Raw genomic sequence first — 14,593 nt, 5'->3', positions numbered from 1 at the left:
CTAAAAAACAGACTAAACTTAATAAGTCAGTAATTAGTTGGGGTATGATTATGACAATATTAACGCGGCTTTATAAGCTAGCAGTCATTGTGCTGCTTTTTAGTATCTCTGCCTGTACCAGTGTGAGTAATCAACCAATACTCATCCCGCCACCAGTGACTGAAAACCAATCTTTCACGCTTTACCCGGTAGAAAGTAGTGAACAGATTTTTACCTTAAGCGATACAATAACACAACAACTCGATGCAGCCTTTCCAAGTACTAAACGCAATTTAAACACAACTCGAAAATTACTAAACTTTTTGTTAGAAAATGGCGATGCATCCTTACTATATCAAGCAGGGGCTACCCTAACCGCCAATCAAGCCTACCGAGATTTAAATGCTAACTGTTTATCATTATCGATTTTGGCCTATAGTATCGCGGAATATTTAGGCATGCAGGGGCAATTTCAAACGGTTCATATTCCTGAGTATTGGGCGCTAAATAAAGGCTATAACTTATTGACTGGGCATATTAATTTGATCGTCACACAGCGTCGTAACAACAACACTAATGTGACTTATGTGTATGACGCAAAAACCTCATTAGTGATTGATTTTGATCCGAACTCGCGAGGCGAGAAATTTCAGACGACCCCCATCAGCAAACAACGAATTACCGCGATGTTTTATAACAATAAAGGGGCAGCGGCAATGCTCAATCAAAATTATGATTTAGCCTATAGCTACTTTTTAGCGGCAACAAAAGCAGATAAATATTACTCTGCTGCATGGGGTAACTTAGCCGTATTACTTCGCCTTGATTCTCAGTATGATAACGCCGAATTAGCCTATAATTATGCTTTGCTGCTTAATAACGACAACAATACAGCACTGGGCAACTTAGCTTTACTGTATCAACTCACCGACCGTCCTGAACTGGCCGACAAGATTTTATCTAAACTTGATTTGAAGCGCCAAAGTAATCCGTATTATCATGTGTCATTAGGAAATAACGCATACCTTGAACAAAACTATCAAGATGCCATCAAGCATTTCAATAAAGCAAAAAGAATTGATGATAATATTCATGATAGCTACTTTGGTCTTGCCCGCACTTATTATCAGTTAGGTGATTTTAAGCAAGCGTATCGCCAATTACGTTTGGCTAATAAACATGCCGATTTTGACCATGATAAGCAACGTTATCAAAATAAATTACAGGCACTAAGTGACATGACCGCGCGAGTAATTAATCATTAACTATTTTATTTTGCTATTGAGCCTCAGCTTTTCAACATTGTGCCAAAGTAATAGCAGCGCGCAGCAACAGCTGATTGATGATCTGAGGCATCTAAGCTCTACGGCTCTAAGCGGTAGAAAAACCAATACCGACGGCGCGCATACCAGTGCCCAATACATTAGTACGCGACTGCAAACGCTCGGTTACAATACACAATTACAGCCGTTTAGTTACAGCCATGGCTGGTCTTCAAAAGCAACGGGGCAAAATGTAGTTGCGACTTTAAAACCACCGCACTTAGTCAAGACTCATTTGGTAATTACCGCTCATTATGATCACTTAGGTATGCGTGGTAACACTTTATATGCAGGCGCAAACGATAATGCCAGTGGCGTCAGTGCCTTGTTATTCCTAGCGCAACGCTTCGCACACACAAATCTGCCTTTCCAACTTAGTTTTGTTGCTACTGACGCAGAGGAAAATGGTTTACATGGAGCTGAATATTTTGTTAGTCAATTGCAAATCGACGACAGCGTAACCGTGCTAAATATTAATTTGGATATGTTAGCAGTAAAGCCGCCAAAAAAAATCTTATATGCCTTTGTCTCACATGCACAACGCAGTGCTTTACAAGCACAACTACAGCAGGTGCCTGAGCATAATTTAAAGATAAAAGTAGCTAGTTCATCAACCACAATGAACAGAATGACCCTCGGAGATAGTATTGATTGGCGCCGAGCAAGCGACCATTATGCGTTTGCTAAAGCCGGAATTGCTTATATTTACTTTGGCATGGGTCATGACCCCCACCATCATAAAAGTTCCGACCTACTAAATAATATTGACCAAGCGCTTTATATTGATGCAGTTAATTATATTGCCGCATTTATTAGCCAACTTGATATAAACGATATAAACACTCTTTGAGCTAAATTGTAGATAGTAAATATATTTTAAACTGAATTCAGGTTAGCAAAATCCCAGAGCTAACAAACGCTCGCTTTTGTGCCTTACTTAAGCGTTTAATTTTTATCTCAAGCTTGCTGGCTTCACTGCGAGAACCGACTTCACATTGATATATTAAAGTCAGTGGCCCCTTCCCCTTTAAGTTTTTAGCCCCTTTGCCCGCTTGATGTGCTGCAAATCGTTTTGCCACATCCGTGCTGATCCCAGTGTACCAATGCCCTAAACGTGTTTGTACAATATAAAGTGACCACGTGGAGATCTTAGTTGTCATAGTATTTTCAGTAGTAGTTAAACTTTTTGCGGACTCAGAGGTCAAAATTACGCTCCAAACATCGATAGTAAAAATTAAGTCACAAACAATTACTCAAAAGGGTTTTACCTTAGGTGACTAATCGGTATCATGCAGTTTATAAAAAATAAGGATCCAAACAAACAATGCAGTCGTTAAAAACTTTTTCTCTTTGGTTTATCGTTGCTCTGACCTTAAGCGCAACCGCCGGTTGTTCTAGCTGGGTTTATCGTATCAACATCCCACAAGGTAACTTTTTAGAACAAACCGATGTTGACAAGCTTCGTATCAATATGACCCGTGAGCAAGTTCTTTATGTATTAGGTAAACCTGTTGCAGAAGACGCTTTCGATAAAAACACGTGGCATTACTTATATTCTTTTAATCTTGGCCGTGATAACGAACAACGTAAATCACTGACTATTAATTTTGAAAATGAAAAATTGGTATCGCTCAGTGGTGACTATGAACAACCCGCAGAGTTTAATACACCGCTTGAGCAATAACGCTCCAGTTCAGTAAATTACGAAAAGGTTAGCAACAGCTAACCTTTTTTGTTTGAGCTATTATTTAGCTTTATCAAGCGGTCGCCCACCTGTAATTTTATTAGCACGACCTTCGTCTTTAGCTTTTTCTGCACGTTTTCGTCGTGCGTCTTTAGGATCAGCAATTAAAGGACGGTAAATTTCAATTCTATCGCCATCCTCAAGCACTTGCGTAAGCTTGCAGGTACGGTTCCATATTCCTAAGGTTAATGCTAAGCCATCAATTTCAGGGCACTTAGCGAGGATACCTGATTGCATCACGGCATTTTCTGCCGTTGTACCAACTGGTACTTCAACAAGCAAACACGTTGCCGTGGTAGGTAATGCATACACAACTTCAACTTTTATCATCATCGCAGTCCATATACCTGTTTAGCGCGTTGAGTAAATGCATTCACCATGTTTTTTGCAACATCGTTAAATACGCGCCCAAACGCAAGTTCAATTAATTTACTCGCAAATTCAAACTCAAGCTGTAGCTGAACTTTACATGCATTGTCATCCAACACTTGAAAATGCCAACGCCCTTGCAAGGCTTTAAATGGCCCATCAACTAAGCGCAATGTTACTGTATTATCATCTACAAAGGTGTTTTCAGTAGTAAACCATTTTTTTATACCCGCTTTGGAAATTTCCAAACTTGCCGTCATGGTATTACCTTGCTGTGCAATAATTTTTGCATCCGAGCAATGGGGTAAAAATTCAGGATAAGCATCCACATCATTGACTAAATCAAACATTTCTTTGCTGCTATACATTACTAGCGCACTTTTTTCTATTTGTGGCATACTCACTCCCAACTGTGTGGGCGAATTTTAGCAAGCTTTGCGTTTTTCCCCAAACTTTCATGGCGCTTTATTTACAAACACTTTTTTATTAGCAAAAATAAAAAATCGATGTAAAAAGCAGAGCTTTACGTATAATATGGGCCACTATGGCTAAGAAAAATTCATCTAAATCGACAAGTAATACTATCGCGCTAAATAAAAAGGCGCGTCATGAGTATTTTTTACACGACAAGTTTGAGGCTGGTGTTGAACTACAAGGCTGGGAAGTAAAAAGTATCCGAGCTGGTAAAGTAAACATCTCTGAAACATACATTCACCTTAAAAATGGCGAAGCGTTTTTGCTTGGCAGTCAAATACAGCCTCTCAATAGTGCTTCAACCCATGTTATTTGCGATCCATTACGTTATCGCAAGTTATTATTAAGCAGACGCGAGCTAGATCGCTTAGTCGGTGCGACTGAGCGCGATGGCTATTCATTAATCGCCACTGCCATGTATTGGAAAAAATGCTGGGTGAAACTTGAGTTCCACCTTGGTAAAGGTAAAAAAATGCATGACAAACGTGAAGACGGTAAAAACAAAGACTGGTCTCGCGAAAAAGAACGGTTAATGAAGCACAAAGTTTAATCTATCTAAACAACCTCAAAAACGCCTAACCCAGTTAGGCGTTTTTATTTATATCCCTTAAATCCTTCTAACTGTATCAAATATAGTACACCTCTTTACAATTCAATTTGATAACAAACCTGTTACATGGTATTGATGTGTGTGGTTCATTTGACCAGATAAAATTAACATTATAACAAGGATTTAAGGATGAAGAACATACTCCCATTTAAACCTAAGCTAATCGCTTGTGTAACACTTGCACTTTCAACAGCGGGTTATACTTCTCAATCATTTGCTGCGGACGAAGCAAAAAAAGTTGAACGTATTGAAGTGACGGGTTCTAGAATAAAGCGAACAGATATTGAAGGCCCTTCCCCAGTACAATCAATTAGTCGCGCCGATATCGATAATATGGGCTATGACAACTTACAACAATTACTGGAAAGAATGCCTGCTGCTGGTAATGGTACTTTTTCTACTCGCGGTAATAATCAGGATTCGACCGCTAACGGCTCTGCAGCGGTATCGCTACGAGGTTTAGGCGCTGATGCAACACTTGTATTAATTAATGGCCGTCGAGTAGCTATAAGCGCATTTGCGGAGAGTATCACTAACTCATTTGTTGATATTAACAGTATTCCGGTCTCTGCTATCGAACGTATTGATATTCTTAAAGATGGTGCCTCTGCAATTTATGGTTCCGATGCCGTTGCAGGTGTGGTGAATATTATTTTGAAAAAAGACATCGATGGTTTAGAAGTTAATTTAGGTTATGGTGGTACTGACGGCCCTAACTATGAAGAAACCTCAGCAAGCATAGTTTGGGGTACCTCAAACGAAAAAAGCAGTGCGTCTGTGATCATCGATTACTTTAAAAACACCTCTTTATCATCAGATGAAATGGGCCGCTTAGGCACTGCTAATCAAACCGCGAATGGTGGTGAAGATTTCCGTTCATCTCGTGGCTTTCCAGGTACATTTGGCGTGAATGGCGTCCAAACTCCAGATCCAAGTTGTCCTGCAGATCAAATTAGTGGTAGCGATAGTTGTGTGTTTGATTATGGACCCTATGGCTATATTGCCCCAGCTTCTGAACGCGTTGGCGCGATTTCTCAGTTTGAATATAACTTTGATAATGGTATTACTGCCTTTATGGAAATGGCTGTTCAACACAACAATTCAATTGCCGCAGGTGCTCCAACACCATTAGATAAAGATGCAGGTTTAACAGTCCCAGGGAATCATCCAAATAATCCTTTCAATCAAGAAGTAATTATCAACTACTATAGAACTGTTGATGCGGGTGCCCGTCAATGGGATATTGAGTCAGACACTTTGCGATTTGTTGCCGGTCTACGTGGTGAAATTAGCGATTGGAGCTGGGAAGCCGCTGTACAAAAAGGCCGTAGTAAATCAATGCAAACCGGTGATCGTACTCAAGGCTGGGTAAGAACTGATTTTTTACAGCAAGAAATAGATGCCGGCAACTACAACCCATTTGGCGGCACTTATAATGATCCTGCAGTCATTGAACGTATTTCAACCAGCCTAGTTCGTCGTGGTGAATCACATATGACCTCTTTTGATGCCAACATCACTGGCGAAGCGTTTAGTTTTGGTGACAATGTCGTGATGATGGCGGCTGGTATTGAGTACCGTGAAGAGGATGTCAGTGATACCCCTGATGATCAATTTCAGCGAGGTTTAATTTTTGGTACTGAGTCCGTTTCTGCTGCCGCTGAGCGGGACCAATACGCTGCCTATGTTGAATTCTCAATCCCATTAGCTGATAGCTTAGAATTACAACTTGCAGGTCGTTACGATGATTACAGTGACTTTGGTACCACAACCAATCCTAAAGTAGCGCTGCGCTGGGCACCTACTGATGAAATTACTGTTCGCGGCTCTTGGGCACAAGGTTTTAGAGCACCTTCACTAGCACAAATAGGTCTAGGTCCATCAGAGAAAAGTCAATTCTTTATTGATAATTACCGCTGTAGTGCTACAGGTCTTGATTGTAAAGCTCTTGATTACAATATCCAATTTGCTGGTAACCCTGATTTACAAGCTGAAGAATCTGAATCATGGAACGTTGGTTTTATTTGGGCTCCTATGGCTGAACTTGGCTTTAGTATTGATGTATGGAGTATTACTCAAGATAACAAAATTGATGAACAAGCATTCGGCCCAATTTATGACGCAGAATGTAACAACCAAAACAGTACGATTTGTGTTCGCCTAGCCCCAGCCGGAAGCGAAACCCTTGGTGTTATCCAAAAAATTCATAGCACTTTTAAAAATGTCTCTTCGCAGGAAGTGTCTGGTGTTGATTTCTCAGCAAATTATAATCACTCCTTGGATGATCTTGGTTTACTTAAGTTCAACTTAGAATGGTCCTATCAAGACAAGTTTGAAAAAGACGGTCGCGATTATACTGGTGAATATGGTTACCCTGAACACCGCTGGATGTTCTCAACTAATTGGGAGCTTGGTGAATTCAATACTAATGTAAATATCAGCTATGTGGGTGAGTTTGAAGATACGCCTGATATTGATTTTGATGGCACCCTCGATTTTGATAGCAACACGTCAAGAATGGTTGATTCACAAGTCTTAGTTGATTTACAAACGGCTTATCGTATTACCGAATCGACCAAGATCTCGATTGGCGTAAATAACCTATTTGATGAAGAGCCACCATTTGCAATTGGTGATGGTGATGGTGATTTATACGGTTATGCTTCCGCGGTTCACAACCCTCGCGGACGTTATATCTACACCAAAGTGTCATTCGCTTTCTAGCGACTACCCTAAATAAAAAACCCGCCAAATTGGCGGGTTTTTCATATTCTAAAACAAAGGCCTAAATTATAGGTCGCTTTCGTTTTCTGAAAGGAACTTAGCAACGCCTGCTGGGCTTGCATCCATACCTTTTTTACCTTCAGTCCAACCAGCTGGACATACTTCACCGTGCTCAGTGTGAAACGCTAGAGCGTCAACCATACGAAGCATTTCGTCGATGTTACGACCTAGTGGTAAGTCATTTACTACTTGATGACGTACATTACCTTCTTCATCAATTAAGAATGAACCACGAAATGCAACGCCCGCTTCTGGATGCTCAACATCGTATGCTTTACAGATTTCGTGCTTAACATCTGCAACTAGTGCGTATTTAACTGCACCGATACCGCCGTCTGCAACAGCAGTGTTACGCCATGCGTTGTGTGAGAATTGTGAATCGATTGAAACACCAATTACTTCTACGCCACGCTTTTGGAATTCTTCATAACGCTTGTCAAAAGCAATTAGTTCAGAAGGACATACGAAAGTGAAATCTAATGGGTAAAAGAAGATGACTGCTTTTTTACCTTTGATTGTTTCGTGAAGATTGTAGCTATCTACGATCTCGCCGTTACCTAGTACTGCTGCAGCGGTAAAGTCTGGTGCCTGGCGGCCTACTAATACACCCATTTTATTCTCCAAATATTTGAGTTTGCTTTTAATTGCTTACGCAATGCTTGCCTTTAATATGGGATCTAAAAAATAAATACCAAGGGCTAGCATGCATAATTATCAGAATATTTTAGAGACTAAAGACTTAAAAGAACAATCGTATTTTCCGATGTCACTCATCGAAAAATACGAACGCAGTGTATCACTCGCTGTTTGTCATTAATAACAGCGAAAAAAAACCTGCATATGCAGGCTCCTTATAGATATAACTACACAGTAAATGCAGAGTTAATCCATGATATTTTCCGGCATATCACCACGGATTTTTTGCCAGATCTCACCTGTTTGATGACCATATTTCCGCATCATTGAAATTGCGCCGTCATGTTCGCGTTTCTCAGCAAGTATGGTTAAATCTTTATAGAATTGACGCGCTAACTGACGCGTGCCTGGATCTGAAAAGTAATGACAGCCAATTTTAGAGTAAAAACCCTTAAAACCATTAAGAATAAGTACATAAATACGGTTATTACCTGCAACAGCCAACTCATGATGTACTTTATAATCATAATCAGCGAAAGCTTGTGCACTATCTTCAAGTTCATCACTTTTTGAAAGAATTTCTATCACGCGATCAGGTGCTAGTTTAATGGCAGCGCGAGTATAGATAGCGCTAATATTAGTACGCGCAGAAAGTAACTGGTCGGTTAACTCGGGCATTTTATCTTCATCAAGACGCGCTAAGGTCTCTAAAATATTAAGTCCTGAGGTTTCCCAAAAGTTATTTACTCGAGTCGGTTTACCGTGTTGGATTGTTAACCAACCATCACGCGCTAAACGCTGCAGTACTTCACGTAAGGTTGTACGAGTAACACCGATTAATTCTGATAACTCTCGCTCAGCGGGAAGAATAGAACCTGGTGGAAAATCACCATTCCAAATTGACTCAACAATGTACTCTTCGGCAAACCCTGCTGGGCTTTTCGCTTTAAAAATTCTCATTCAATTCCCACTTGAGTTACCACATAACATTACTTTAAACGATTAACTGACTGATTGTACCAGATGAAGCCAAACTAACAAGTAAAGTCACTTCATTAATTCACCCACGACGACAGGCTTAAGCCTCTACTCTCGCCACGTTTTTAAAATGGATACAGGCTAATTTATCACTCTTTCAGTGTCGCTTTCTTTTATACTAAATTGAAGGGATTGACCACAAAGAGTAATAGACATTTAACGTCATTATGCACACTATACGGACTGAATAAAAATACCCATTTCGCTATTTCAGCTACACTTAATATAGCGCGGCATATTAAATGGATAAAAGGTACGTGATGTTGTTTATAGCTTTTTTGTTTACACCACGGCTAGACTGAATTAACTTAACCAACAACAGTTATACTTAAATGTACAATAATAAGGAACACCTATGCAACAGAGTGTTTTCAATGCAATTTTTAAGAATTTTTTAGGCTCTGCCCCACAGTGGTATAAATACACAATTATTGCTTTTTTAGCTATTAACCCTGTGTTATTTCATATCAATCCCTATATGGCTGGTTGGGCATTAGTTTTAGAGTTTATTTTTACTCTCGCGATGGCGCTGAAATGTTATCCACTGCAACCAGGTGGTTTACTTGCAATTGAAGCACTGTTTATAGGCATGACAACTGCCGGGCAAGTAGAGCATGAAATTGTTCAAAATGTAGATGTAATCTTACTGTTGATCTTTATGGTCGCAGGTATCTACTTTATGAAAGATTTATTACTCTATATTTTCACCCGCTTGGTGGTATCAGTTCGCAGCAAAACTGTACTTTCCTTAGCATTTACTATTTCTGCAGCATTTCTTTCTGCTTTTTTAGACGCACTTACAGTAATGGCGGTGGTCATAGCTGTCGCTATGGGCTTTTACAGTATTTACCATAAAGTCGCCTCAGGGAAAGACTCCACTAGTGAACATGACATTAACGATGATAACCAAGTACGCCCAGTTAATCGTCAGGAACTTGAAGAATTTCGAGCTTTTTTACGTAACTTATTAATGCATGCTTCGATTGGTACCGCGCTTGGTGGAGTCTGTACTATGGTGGGTGAACCACAAAATCTTATTATTGCAGAACGAGCAAGCTGGCAATTTGGGGAGTTTTTCTTGCGTATGTTGCCTGTTACTATGCCTGTATTCATCGCTGGTATTGTTACTACAATATTACTCGAAAAAACAAAAACCTTCGGTTATGGCGCAAAGTTACCAGAACCGATTCATCAAATACTTGCTGATCACGCAAAAGAGCTCGATAACAAACGCACTAAACGCGATAAAGTTAATCTGATGTTTCAGTCATTTATTGCTGTATGGTTGATCATTGCATTAGCTTTACACCTTGCCACGGTTGGCTTAATTGGCTTATCCGTCATTATTTTTGCAACTGCGTCCGCTGGTATAATCGAAGAACACCAACTAGGAAAAGCGTTTGAAGAAGCATTGCCGTTTACTGCACTGTTATGTGTATTTTTCTCAATCGTTGCAGTAATTATTGATCAACACTTATTTACTCCTGTAATAACTTGGGTACTGACATTTGAAGGGCAATTACAGTTAGTTATGTTTTTTGTCGCTAATGGCCTACTCTCGATGGTCAGTGATAATGTGTTTGTTGGCACTGTTTACATCAACGAAGTAGCGGCGGCTTTAAAAGCAGGACAAATTAGTCGCGACCAATTTGATTTATTAGCAGTAGCAATTAATACTGGTACTAACTTACCAAGTGTAGCCACACCGAATGGACAAGCTGCATTTTTATTCTTACTAACATCAACACTTGCTCCCGTATTACGTTTATCTTACGGGCGTATGGTTTATATGGCACTTCCCTATACCATTGTACTTACGGTTGTTGGTTTAAGCTCTACATATCTAGGGCTTAGTGAGGTAACTGATTTACTCTATCAATGGGGTTGGATTGAACACCACAGCGCAAGCTTACAAAGTATAGGAAGTTCAGGGCATTAAATATCCAAACTCTGGACAGTAAATCCCTTAACCCATATTTAGGTTAAAGAGTAAAAAACAAAGCTGCTTCGGCAGCTTTTTTATTGTTACAAATCATATTTATCCTTGCGCCTAGTTTAATGACTAAGTCATAATTCATCTACAAATTATAGATTGGATATTTTATGACTTGGTTAGCAAATTTAGCCCAACAGCGCAGTGCTTGGTTACTGCTCGCTTTTAGTGCTTTTATTTTTGAAGTAATCGCATTGTTTTTTCAATATCAAATGGGCTTAGAGCCATGCATTATGTGTATTTACCAACGTACTGCCATGCTGGGGTTATTAGCCGCAGGGTTACTCGGTGCAATTAAACCCACGAATGTAATATGCCGTCTAACAGCATTTTCTGCATGGGCAGTTGCCAGTATTTGGGGTTATTTAATTGCACGCGAACATATCGATATGCAAACTACCACCGATCCTTTTGCGTTTAGCTGTGAATTCGAACCTAATTTCCCATTACCATTGCACGAATGGATGCCACATTTTTTTGCTGCAACAGGTGACTGTGGCAACATCGATTGGCAATTTGCAGGGCTAAGTATGCCGGCGTGGATGGAGATCATTTTTGCCGCATTTACTCTGATACTAATGGCCGTTGTAGCAAGTCGTTTAATAATTAAAAAGTCGCTGTGATGATGGCATTATTTTCAAGTCAAGTAACGCAATTAAAATCGTTTAAAATACGTCAACGTCAGCAAATAATTGCGATTGCAGTGAGTATGTTAACTCCAATGCAAAAAATCAGTTTGCGTATTATAAAGCTGGTTTTATTGATCCCAGTATTTCTATCATTAGCGTATGTTGAAGGTTGGTTGTTACTTCCAGCTTTACTTCTGGCCGGGTTAAGCTACCCGTTGTTAACCACTCCAGTCGAAATTCAATTCTCTAAACGCTATTTAAGGCACGCTATTAAGCAATTTGAGCAGGGCGAATAATTCGCCCTGCTGATTTTTAGAATGTAACTTTGCCATCCAATTTAGCGACTAATTTTTCGCCAATACCTTTCACCTGCGCTAAATCTGCAACAGACTTAAACTTGCCTTGCTTGGTACGGAAATCAATTATCGCTTGCGCTTTTGATTTACCAATACCCGGCAGCTGAGTAAGCTGTTCGACTGTTGCTTGATTCACATTGACTAACTGAACTTTCTTCATACTTTCAGCAGTCTCTGTTTTAGTTACAGCTGCGCTACTAGGCAATGAAATAGCTAAGCCAAGCACTACCACTATTAAAGTTAAAAACTTCATGTTTCTCCTCCATGATATCCATACGTGGACTCAATTAATAGTTGATTTTAATGCCTTCACTTTTGGACTACCTCCAAATAAAGTCATACTAAAAAAGTGCGACTATTTAAATAAAGTAAAGTTGTACCTCTTTGTCAAATCCTAGTAGTAAAAAATAAAAATGTTCACTTGCAAAAAGACCAATAAACAATTACTGTACATAAAAACAGTAATCAATCAAGGTGAACTTGTTATTCACCAAGCAAATTGGCAGGAGAAATCATGGCTGTTGTTGTTAAATATGTTGTAGAGAGAAACGGAGTCGAGCGTATGACGTTTACTACTAAAAAAGAAGCTGACGCGTATGACAAAATGCTTGATATAGCAGAGTCGCTTGAGGTTATGCTTGAGAAAGTTGATGTGCCACTAAGCGAACAACAAATCGAATCGCTCGCACTTGAGATTGCTAAAAGTAAAGACGACTTTATGAATGTACTTAAAGGCGGCAAAGAGGCAATACAGAAAACACCTACGGCGAAAGTAAAAAAAGAAAATGTAGCGTCGATTAAAGCCAGCGCAGATAAAGAAGCAAGCTAAAAAATTACAAGTTAACTTACTAAAAAAGGGCAATTAATTGCCCTTTTTTAGTTATAAAAATTACTACCCGTTATAGCCCTCGTTCAACTTCATCAAATAATTCGGTGATCTCTTTATTTGGTGGCGCTGTTGATAAGCTCACTGTAATGATTGCAATTGTTGCAAGTATAAAGCCCGGTATAATTTCATAAATGATACTGCTGAGGCTCTCACCATTTATAGTGATTGGCGCGTATATCCAGATCAACACTGTCCCTGCACCCACAACCATGCCACTGATCGCACCTTGTAGATTCATTCGCTTCCAATACAAGCTAAGTAATACTAACGGGCCAAACGCAGCCCCAAAACCAGCCCATGCATTACTTACTAAATCTAAAATAGAACTATCGCGATCATAAGCCAAATAAATAGCAAATAATGCAACGAGTAGTACACTAATTCGCCCAACTAAAACCAGCTCGGTTTGTGATGCATCACGGTTTAAATAAATTTTATAGAAGTCTTCAGTCAAAGAGCTTGAACAAACCAATAACTGAGATGAAATAGTACTCATAATCGCAGCTAAAATAGCAGCAAGTAAAAAGCCGGCAATAAGTGGATGGAAAACCAATTCAGATAATACTAAGAATATCGTTTCTTTATCGTCAATCAGCATTTGATTTTCGATCATGTAAGCGGCACCAAATAGTCCAGTTAACACTGCACCAATCGCTGATAAAGTCATCCACGACATACCAATACGACGCATAGTTGGCATATCTTTCACTGACCGTACTGACATAAAACGTACTATGATATGCGGTTGACCAAAATAACCTAAGCCCCATGCCATTGCAGAAATAATAGCGATAGTTGAACCACCAGCAAACCAATCTAACATATTAAGCGAGTGGACTTCGCTCTCTTTCGGAGCGCTTAACAGCAAGTCATAGCTGGCATTAGCAAGTGTGTCTAACACTGGCTGGTCTAGCATCGTATAAGTAACAATAGGTACAGCAAGTAGCGAGACAAACATAATGCAACCTTGCACAAAGTCAGTCAAACTAACAGCTAAGAAACCACCAAACAATGTATAGAGTACGACGACTCCGGTTGTCACATAAAGCCCTGTTTCGTAACTCATCTGAAATGAGTTTTCGAATAATTTACCGCCAGCGACAACGCCTGAAGAAGTATAAAGTGTAAAGAAAACGATGATCACGATTGCCGAGATGACTCGTAATATATTTTTATTATCAGCAAAACGATTAGCAAAGTAATCTGGGATGGTAATCGAGTCATTCGCTTTTTCAGTATAGACACGTAGCCTTGGCGCGACTAAAAAGTAGTTTGCCCAAGCACCAAGTACTAAACCTATCGCAATCCAAACTTTACTTAAGCCAAATAGATACATAGCACCGGGTAAACCCATAAGTAGCCAACCACTCATGTCCGATGCACCTGCAGATAGTGCAGCTACAGCTGGTGATAAACTTCTGCCACCCAACATATAACCCGACACATCGGCGGTAGACTGCTTATAAGCGTACAAGCCAATACCTAGCATTACGATAAAATACGCAGCTAAAGAAATAATCATTCCAGTTTCCAAACTCGCCTCCAACTCTGAAGTTAAAACCTGGCTTTCAATCCTAATAATGACTCATAAATCAATACTATATAAAGTCATTATTGGTGTAAAAACCAACCTAGAACTTGACTATATCACGCAAAGGGTGAATAACTCCACTTACTGAGGTAGCCAAGTAATGATATAAGGTGGAGTTGTTTTTATCTGATGGTTAATTATTTAACTACAGAACATGGTAATTAATACTTAATTACCTT

The 14,593-nt window shown here is 39.6% G+C and carries 16 protein-coding genes; 9 read left to right on the top strand and 7 right to left on the bottom strand.

Annotation, left to right across the window (positions count from 1 at the left end; translation table 11 throughout):
• The first annotated feature begins 50 nt into the window (after positions 1 to 50).
• On the top strand, positions 51 to 1,244 hold the full coding sequence (locus tag H5187_RS07000) for a tetratricopeptide repeat protein (protein WP_182761084.1): 1,194 nt from the start codon (positions 51 to 53) through the stop codon (positions 1,242 to 1,244).
• Between the two features lie 37 nt (positions 1,245 to 1,281).
• Positions 1,282 to 2,151, top strand: a complete 870-nt coding sequence (locus H5187_RS06995; RefSeq protein WP_259401711.1) for a M28 family peptidase — start codon at positions 1,282 to 1,284, stop codon at positions 2,149 to 2,151.
• A 37-nt stretch (positions 2,152 to 2,188) separates the two neighbouring features.
• Here H5187_RS06995 and H5187_RS06990 read toward each other — a convergent pair whose 3' ends face one another.
• On the bottom strand, positions 2,189 to 2,506 hold the full coding sequence (locus H5187_RS06990) for a GIY-YIG nuclease family protein (protein ID WP_182719322.1): 318 nt from the start codon (positions 2,504 to 2,506) through the stop codon (positions 2,189 to 2,191).
• Between the two features lie 119 nt (positions 2,507 to 2,625).
• Between H5187_RS06990 and H5187_RS06985 the strand changes: the two genes are divergently transcribed.
• The gene (locus tag H5187_RS06985; RefSeq protein WP_145239264.1) at positions 2,626 to 2,985 is read left to right on the top strand and encodes an outer membrane protein assembly factor BamE; all 360 of its coding nucleotides are present in this window, start codon (positions 2,626 to 2,628) and stop codon (positions 2,983 to 2,985) included.
• A 60-nt stretch (positions 2,986 to 3,045) separates the two neighbouring features.
• Here the strand turns inward: H5187_RS06985 and H5187_RS06980 are convergent, their stop codons facing one another.
• Both H5187_RS06980 and H5187_RS06975 read right to left on the bottom strand, forming a co-directional pair.
• Positions 3,046 to 3,375 carry an RnfH family protein gene (locus H5187_RS06980; protein WP_145239596.1) on the bottom strand — a complete coding sequence of 110 codons (330 nt, stop codon included), beginning with the start codon at positions 3,373 to 3,375 and terminating at the stop codon, positions 3,046 to 3,048.
• Positions 3,375 to 3,812 (bottom strand): type II toxin-antitoxin system RatA family toxin, encoded by a 438-nt coding sequence (locus H5187_RS06975; RefSeq protein WP_149981450.1) that lies wholly within the window; start codon positions 3,810 to 3,812, stop codon positions 3,375 to 3,377. The genes H5187_RS06980 and H5187_RS06975 overlap by 1 nt, the downstream gene beginning before the upstream one ends.
• 146 nt (positions 3,813 to 3,958) lie before the next feature.
• On the opposite strand from H5187_RS06975, the gene smpB reads away from it, so the two are divergent.
• Together smpB and H5187_RS06965 are read left to right on the top strand one after the other, a co-directional pair.
• Positions 3,959 to 4,438, top strand: a complete 480-nt coding sequence (gene smpB, locus H5187_RS06970) for an SsrA-binding protein SmpB (RefSeq protein ID WP_064666579.1) — start codon at positions 3,959 to 3,961, stop codon at positions 4,436 to 4,438.
• Positions 4,439 to 4,627: 189 nt separating this feature from the next.
• The gene (locus tag H5187_RS06965; protein ID WP_182719321.1) at positions 4,628 to 7,222 is read left to right on the top strand and encodes a TonB-dependent receptor; all 2,595 of its coding nucleotides are present in this window, start codon (positions 4,628 to 4,630) and stop codon (positions 7,220 to 7,222) included.
• Between the two features lie 66 nt (positions 7,223 to 7,288).
• Here H5187_RS06965 and H5187_RS06960 read toward each other — a convergent pair whose 3' ends face one another.
• On the bottom strand, positions 7,289 to 7,894 hold the full coding sequence (locus H5187_RS06960; protein WP_145239274.1) for a peroxiredoxin C: 606 nt from the start codon (positions 7,892 to 7,894) through the stop codon (positions 7,289 to 7,291).
• Between the two features lie 270 nt (positions 7,895 to 8,164).
• Entirely contained in the window at positions 8,165 to 8,878 is a 714-nt protein-coding gene (fadR, locus tag H5187_RS06955) for a fatty acid metabolism transcriptional regulator FadR (RefSeq protein ID WP_149981452.1), read from the bottom strand.
• A 433-nt stretch (positions 8,879 to 9,311) separates the two neighbouring features.
• Between fadR and nhaB the strand changes: the two genes are divergently transcribed.
• From nhaB to H5187_RS06940, 3 genes are all read left to right on the top strand, one after another.
• Positions 9,312 to 10,895 (top strand): sodium/proton antiporter NhaB, encoded by a 1,584-nt coding sequence (nhaB, locus tag H5187_RS06950; RefSeq protein ID WP_182718161.1) that lies wholly within the window; start codon positions 9,312 to 9,314, stop codon positions 10,893 to 10,895.
• A gap of 164 nt (positions 10,896 to 11,059) precedes the next feature.
• The gene (dsbB, locus tag H5187_RS06945; RefSeq protein WP_182739673.1) at positions 11,060 to 11,572 is read left to right on the top strand and encodes a disulfide bond formation protein DsbB; all 513 of its coding nucleotides are present in this window, start codon (positions 11,060 to 11,062) and stop codon (positions 11,570 to 11,572) included.
• The gene (locus tag H5187_RS06940; RefSeq protein ID WP_182718163.1) at positions 11,572 to 11,874 is read left to right on the top strand and encodes a DUF6170 family protein; all 303 of its coding nucleotides are present in this window, start codon (positions 11,572 to 11,574) and stop codon (positions 11,872 to 11,874) included. The genes dsbB and H5187_RS06940 overlap by 1 nt, the downstream gene beginning before the upstream one ends.
• Positions 11,875 to 11,890: 16 nt before the next feature.
• On the opposite strand, the gene H5187_RS06935 is transcribed toward H5187_RS06940, so the two are convergent.
• Positions 11,891 to 12,187: a ComEA family DNA-binding protein gene (locus H5187_RS06935; RefSeq protein ID WP_182718164.1), complete on the bottom strand. Its 297-nt coding sequence runs from the start codon at positions 12,185 to 12,187 to the stop codon at positions 11,891 to 11,893.
• A gap of 261 nt (positions 12,188 to 12,448) precedes the next feature.
• On the opposite strand from H5187_RS06935, the gene H5187_RS06930 reads away from it, so the two are divergent.
• Positions 12,449 to 12,763 carry a YebG family protein gene (locus tag H5187_RS06930; protein ID WP_182718165.1) on the top strand — a complete coding sequence of 105 codons (315 nt, stop codon included), beginning with the start codon at positions 12,449 to 12,451 and terminating at the stop codon, positions 12,761 to 12,763.
• A gap of 70 nt (positions 12,764 to 12,833) precedes the next feature.
• Here the strand turns inward: H5187_RS06930 and putP are convergent, their stop codons facing one another.
• Positions 12,834 to 14,345 (bottom strand): sodium/proline symporter PutP, encoded by a 1,512-nt coding sequence (putP, locus tag H5187_RS06925; RefSeq protein WP_149981458.1) that lies wholly within the window; start codon positions 14,343 to 14,345, stop codon positions 12,834 to 12,836.
• Positions 14,346 to 14,593: the final 248 nt, after the last annotated feature.

The sequence above is a fragment of the Pseudoalteromonas sp. SG44-1 genome (assembly GCF_014164315.1).
GTDB classification, from domain to species: Bacteria; Pseudomonadota; Gammaproteobacteria; order Enterobacterales; family Alteromonadaceae; genus Pseudoalteromonas; species Pseudoalteromonas rhizosphaerae.
This window is presented reverse-complemented; position numbering and strand designations above follow the sequence as displayed.

Coding starts and splice junctions, on each gene's coding strand:
- dsbB (WP_182739673.1), top strand. CDS start 11,060: ATGACTTGGTTAGCAAATTTAGCCCAACAGCGCAGTGCTTGGTTACTG.
- H5187_RS06940 (WP_182718163.1), top strand. CDS start 11,572: ATGATGGCATTATTTTCAAGTCAAGTAACGCAATTAAAATCGTTTAAA.
- smpB (WP_064666579.1), top strand. CDS start 3,959: ATGGCTAAGAAAAATTCATCTAAATCGACAAGTAATACTATCGCGCTA.
- H5187_RS06980 (WP_145239596.1), bottom strand. CDS start 3,375: ATGATAAAAGTTGAAGTTGTGTATGCATTACCTACCACGGCAACGTGT.
- putP (WP_149981458.1), bottom strand. CDS start 14,345: ATGATTATTTCTTTAGCTGCGTATTTTATCGTAATGCTAGGTATTGGC.
- H5187_RS07000 (WP_182761084.1), top strand. CDS start 51: ATGACAATATTAACGCGGCTTTATAAGCTAGCAGTCATTGTGCTGCTT.
- H5187_RS06960 (WP_145239274.1), bottom strand. CDS start 7,894: ATGGGTGTATTAGTAGGCCGCCAGGCACCAGACTTTACCGCTGCAGCA.
- H5187_RS06965 (WP_182719321.1), top strand. CDS start 4,628: ATGAAGAACATACTCCCATTTAAACCTAAGCTAATCGCTTGTGTAACA.
- H5187_RS06935 (WP_182718164.1), bottom strand. CDS start 12,187: ATGAAGTTTTTAACTTTAATAGTGGTAGTGCTTGGCTTAGCTATTTCA.
- H5187_RS06930 (WP_182718165.1), top strand. CDS start 12,449: ATGGCTGTTGTTGTTAAATATGTTGTAGAGAGAAACGGAGTCGAGCGT.
- H5187_RS06975 (WP_149981450.1), bottom strand. CDS start 3,812: ATGCCACAAATAGAAAAAAGTGCGCTAGTAATGTATAGCAGCAAAGAA.
- fadR (WP_149981452.1), bottom strand. CDS start 8,878: ATGAGAATTTTTAAAGCGAAAAGCCCAGCAGGGTTTGCCGAAGAGTAC.
- H5187_RS06985 (WP_145239264.1), top strand. CDS start 2,626: ATGCAGTCGTTAAAAACTTTTTCTCTTTGGTTTATCGTTGCTCTGACC.
- nhaB (WP_182718161.1), top strand. CDS start 9,312: ATGCAACAGAGTGTTTTCAATGCAATTTTTAAGAATTTTTTAGGCTCT.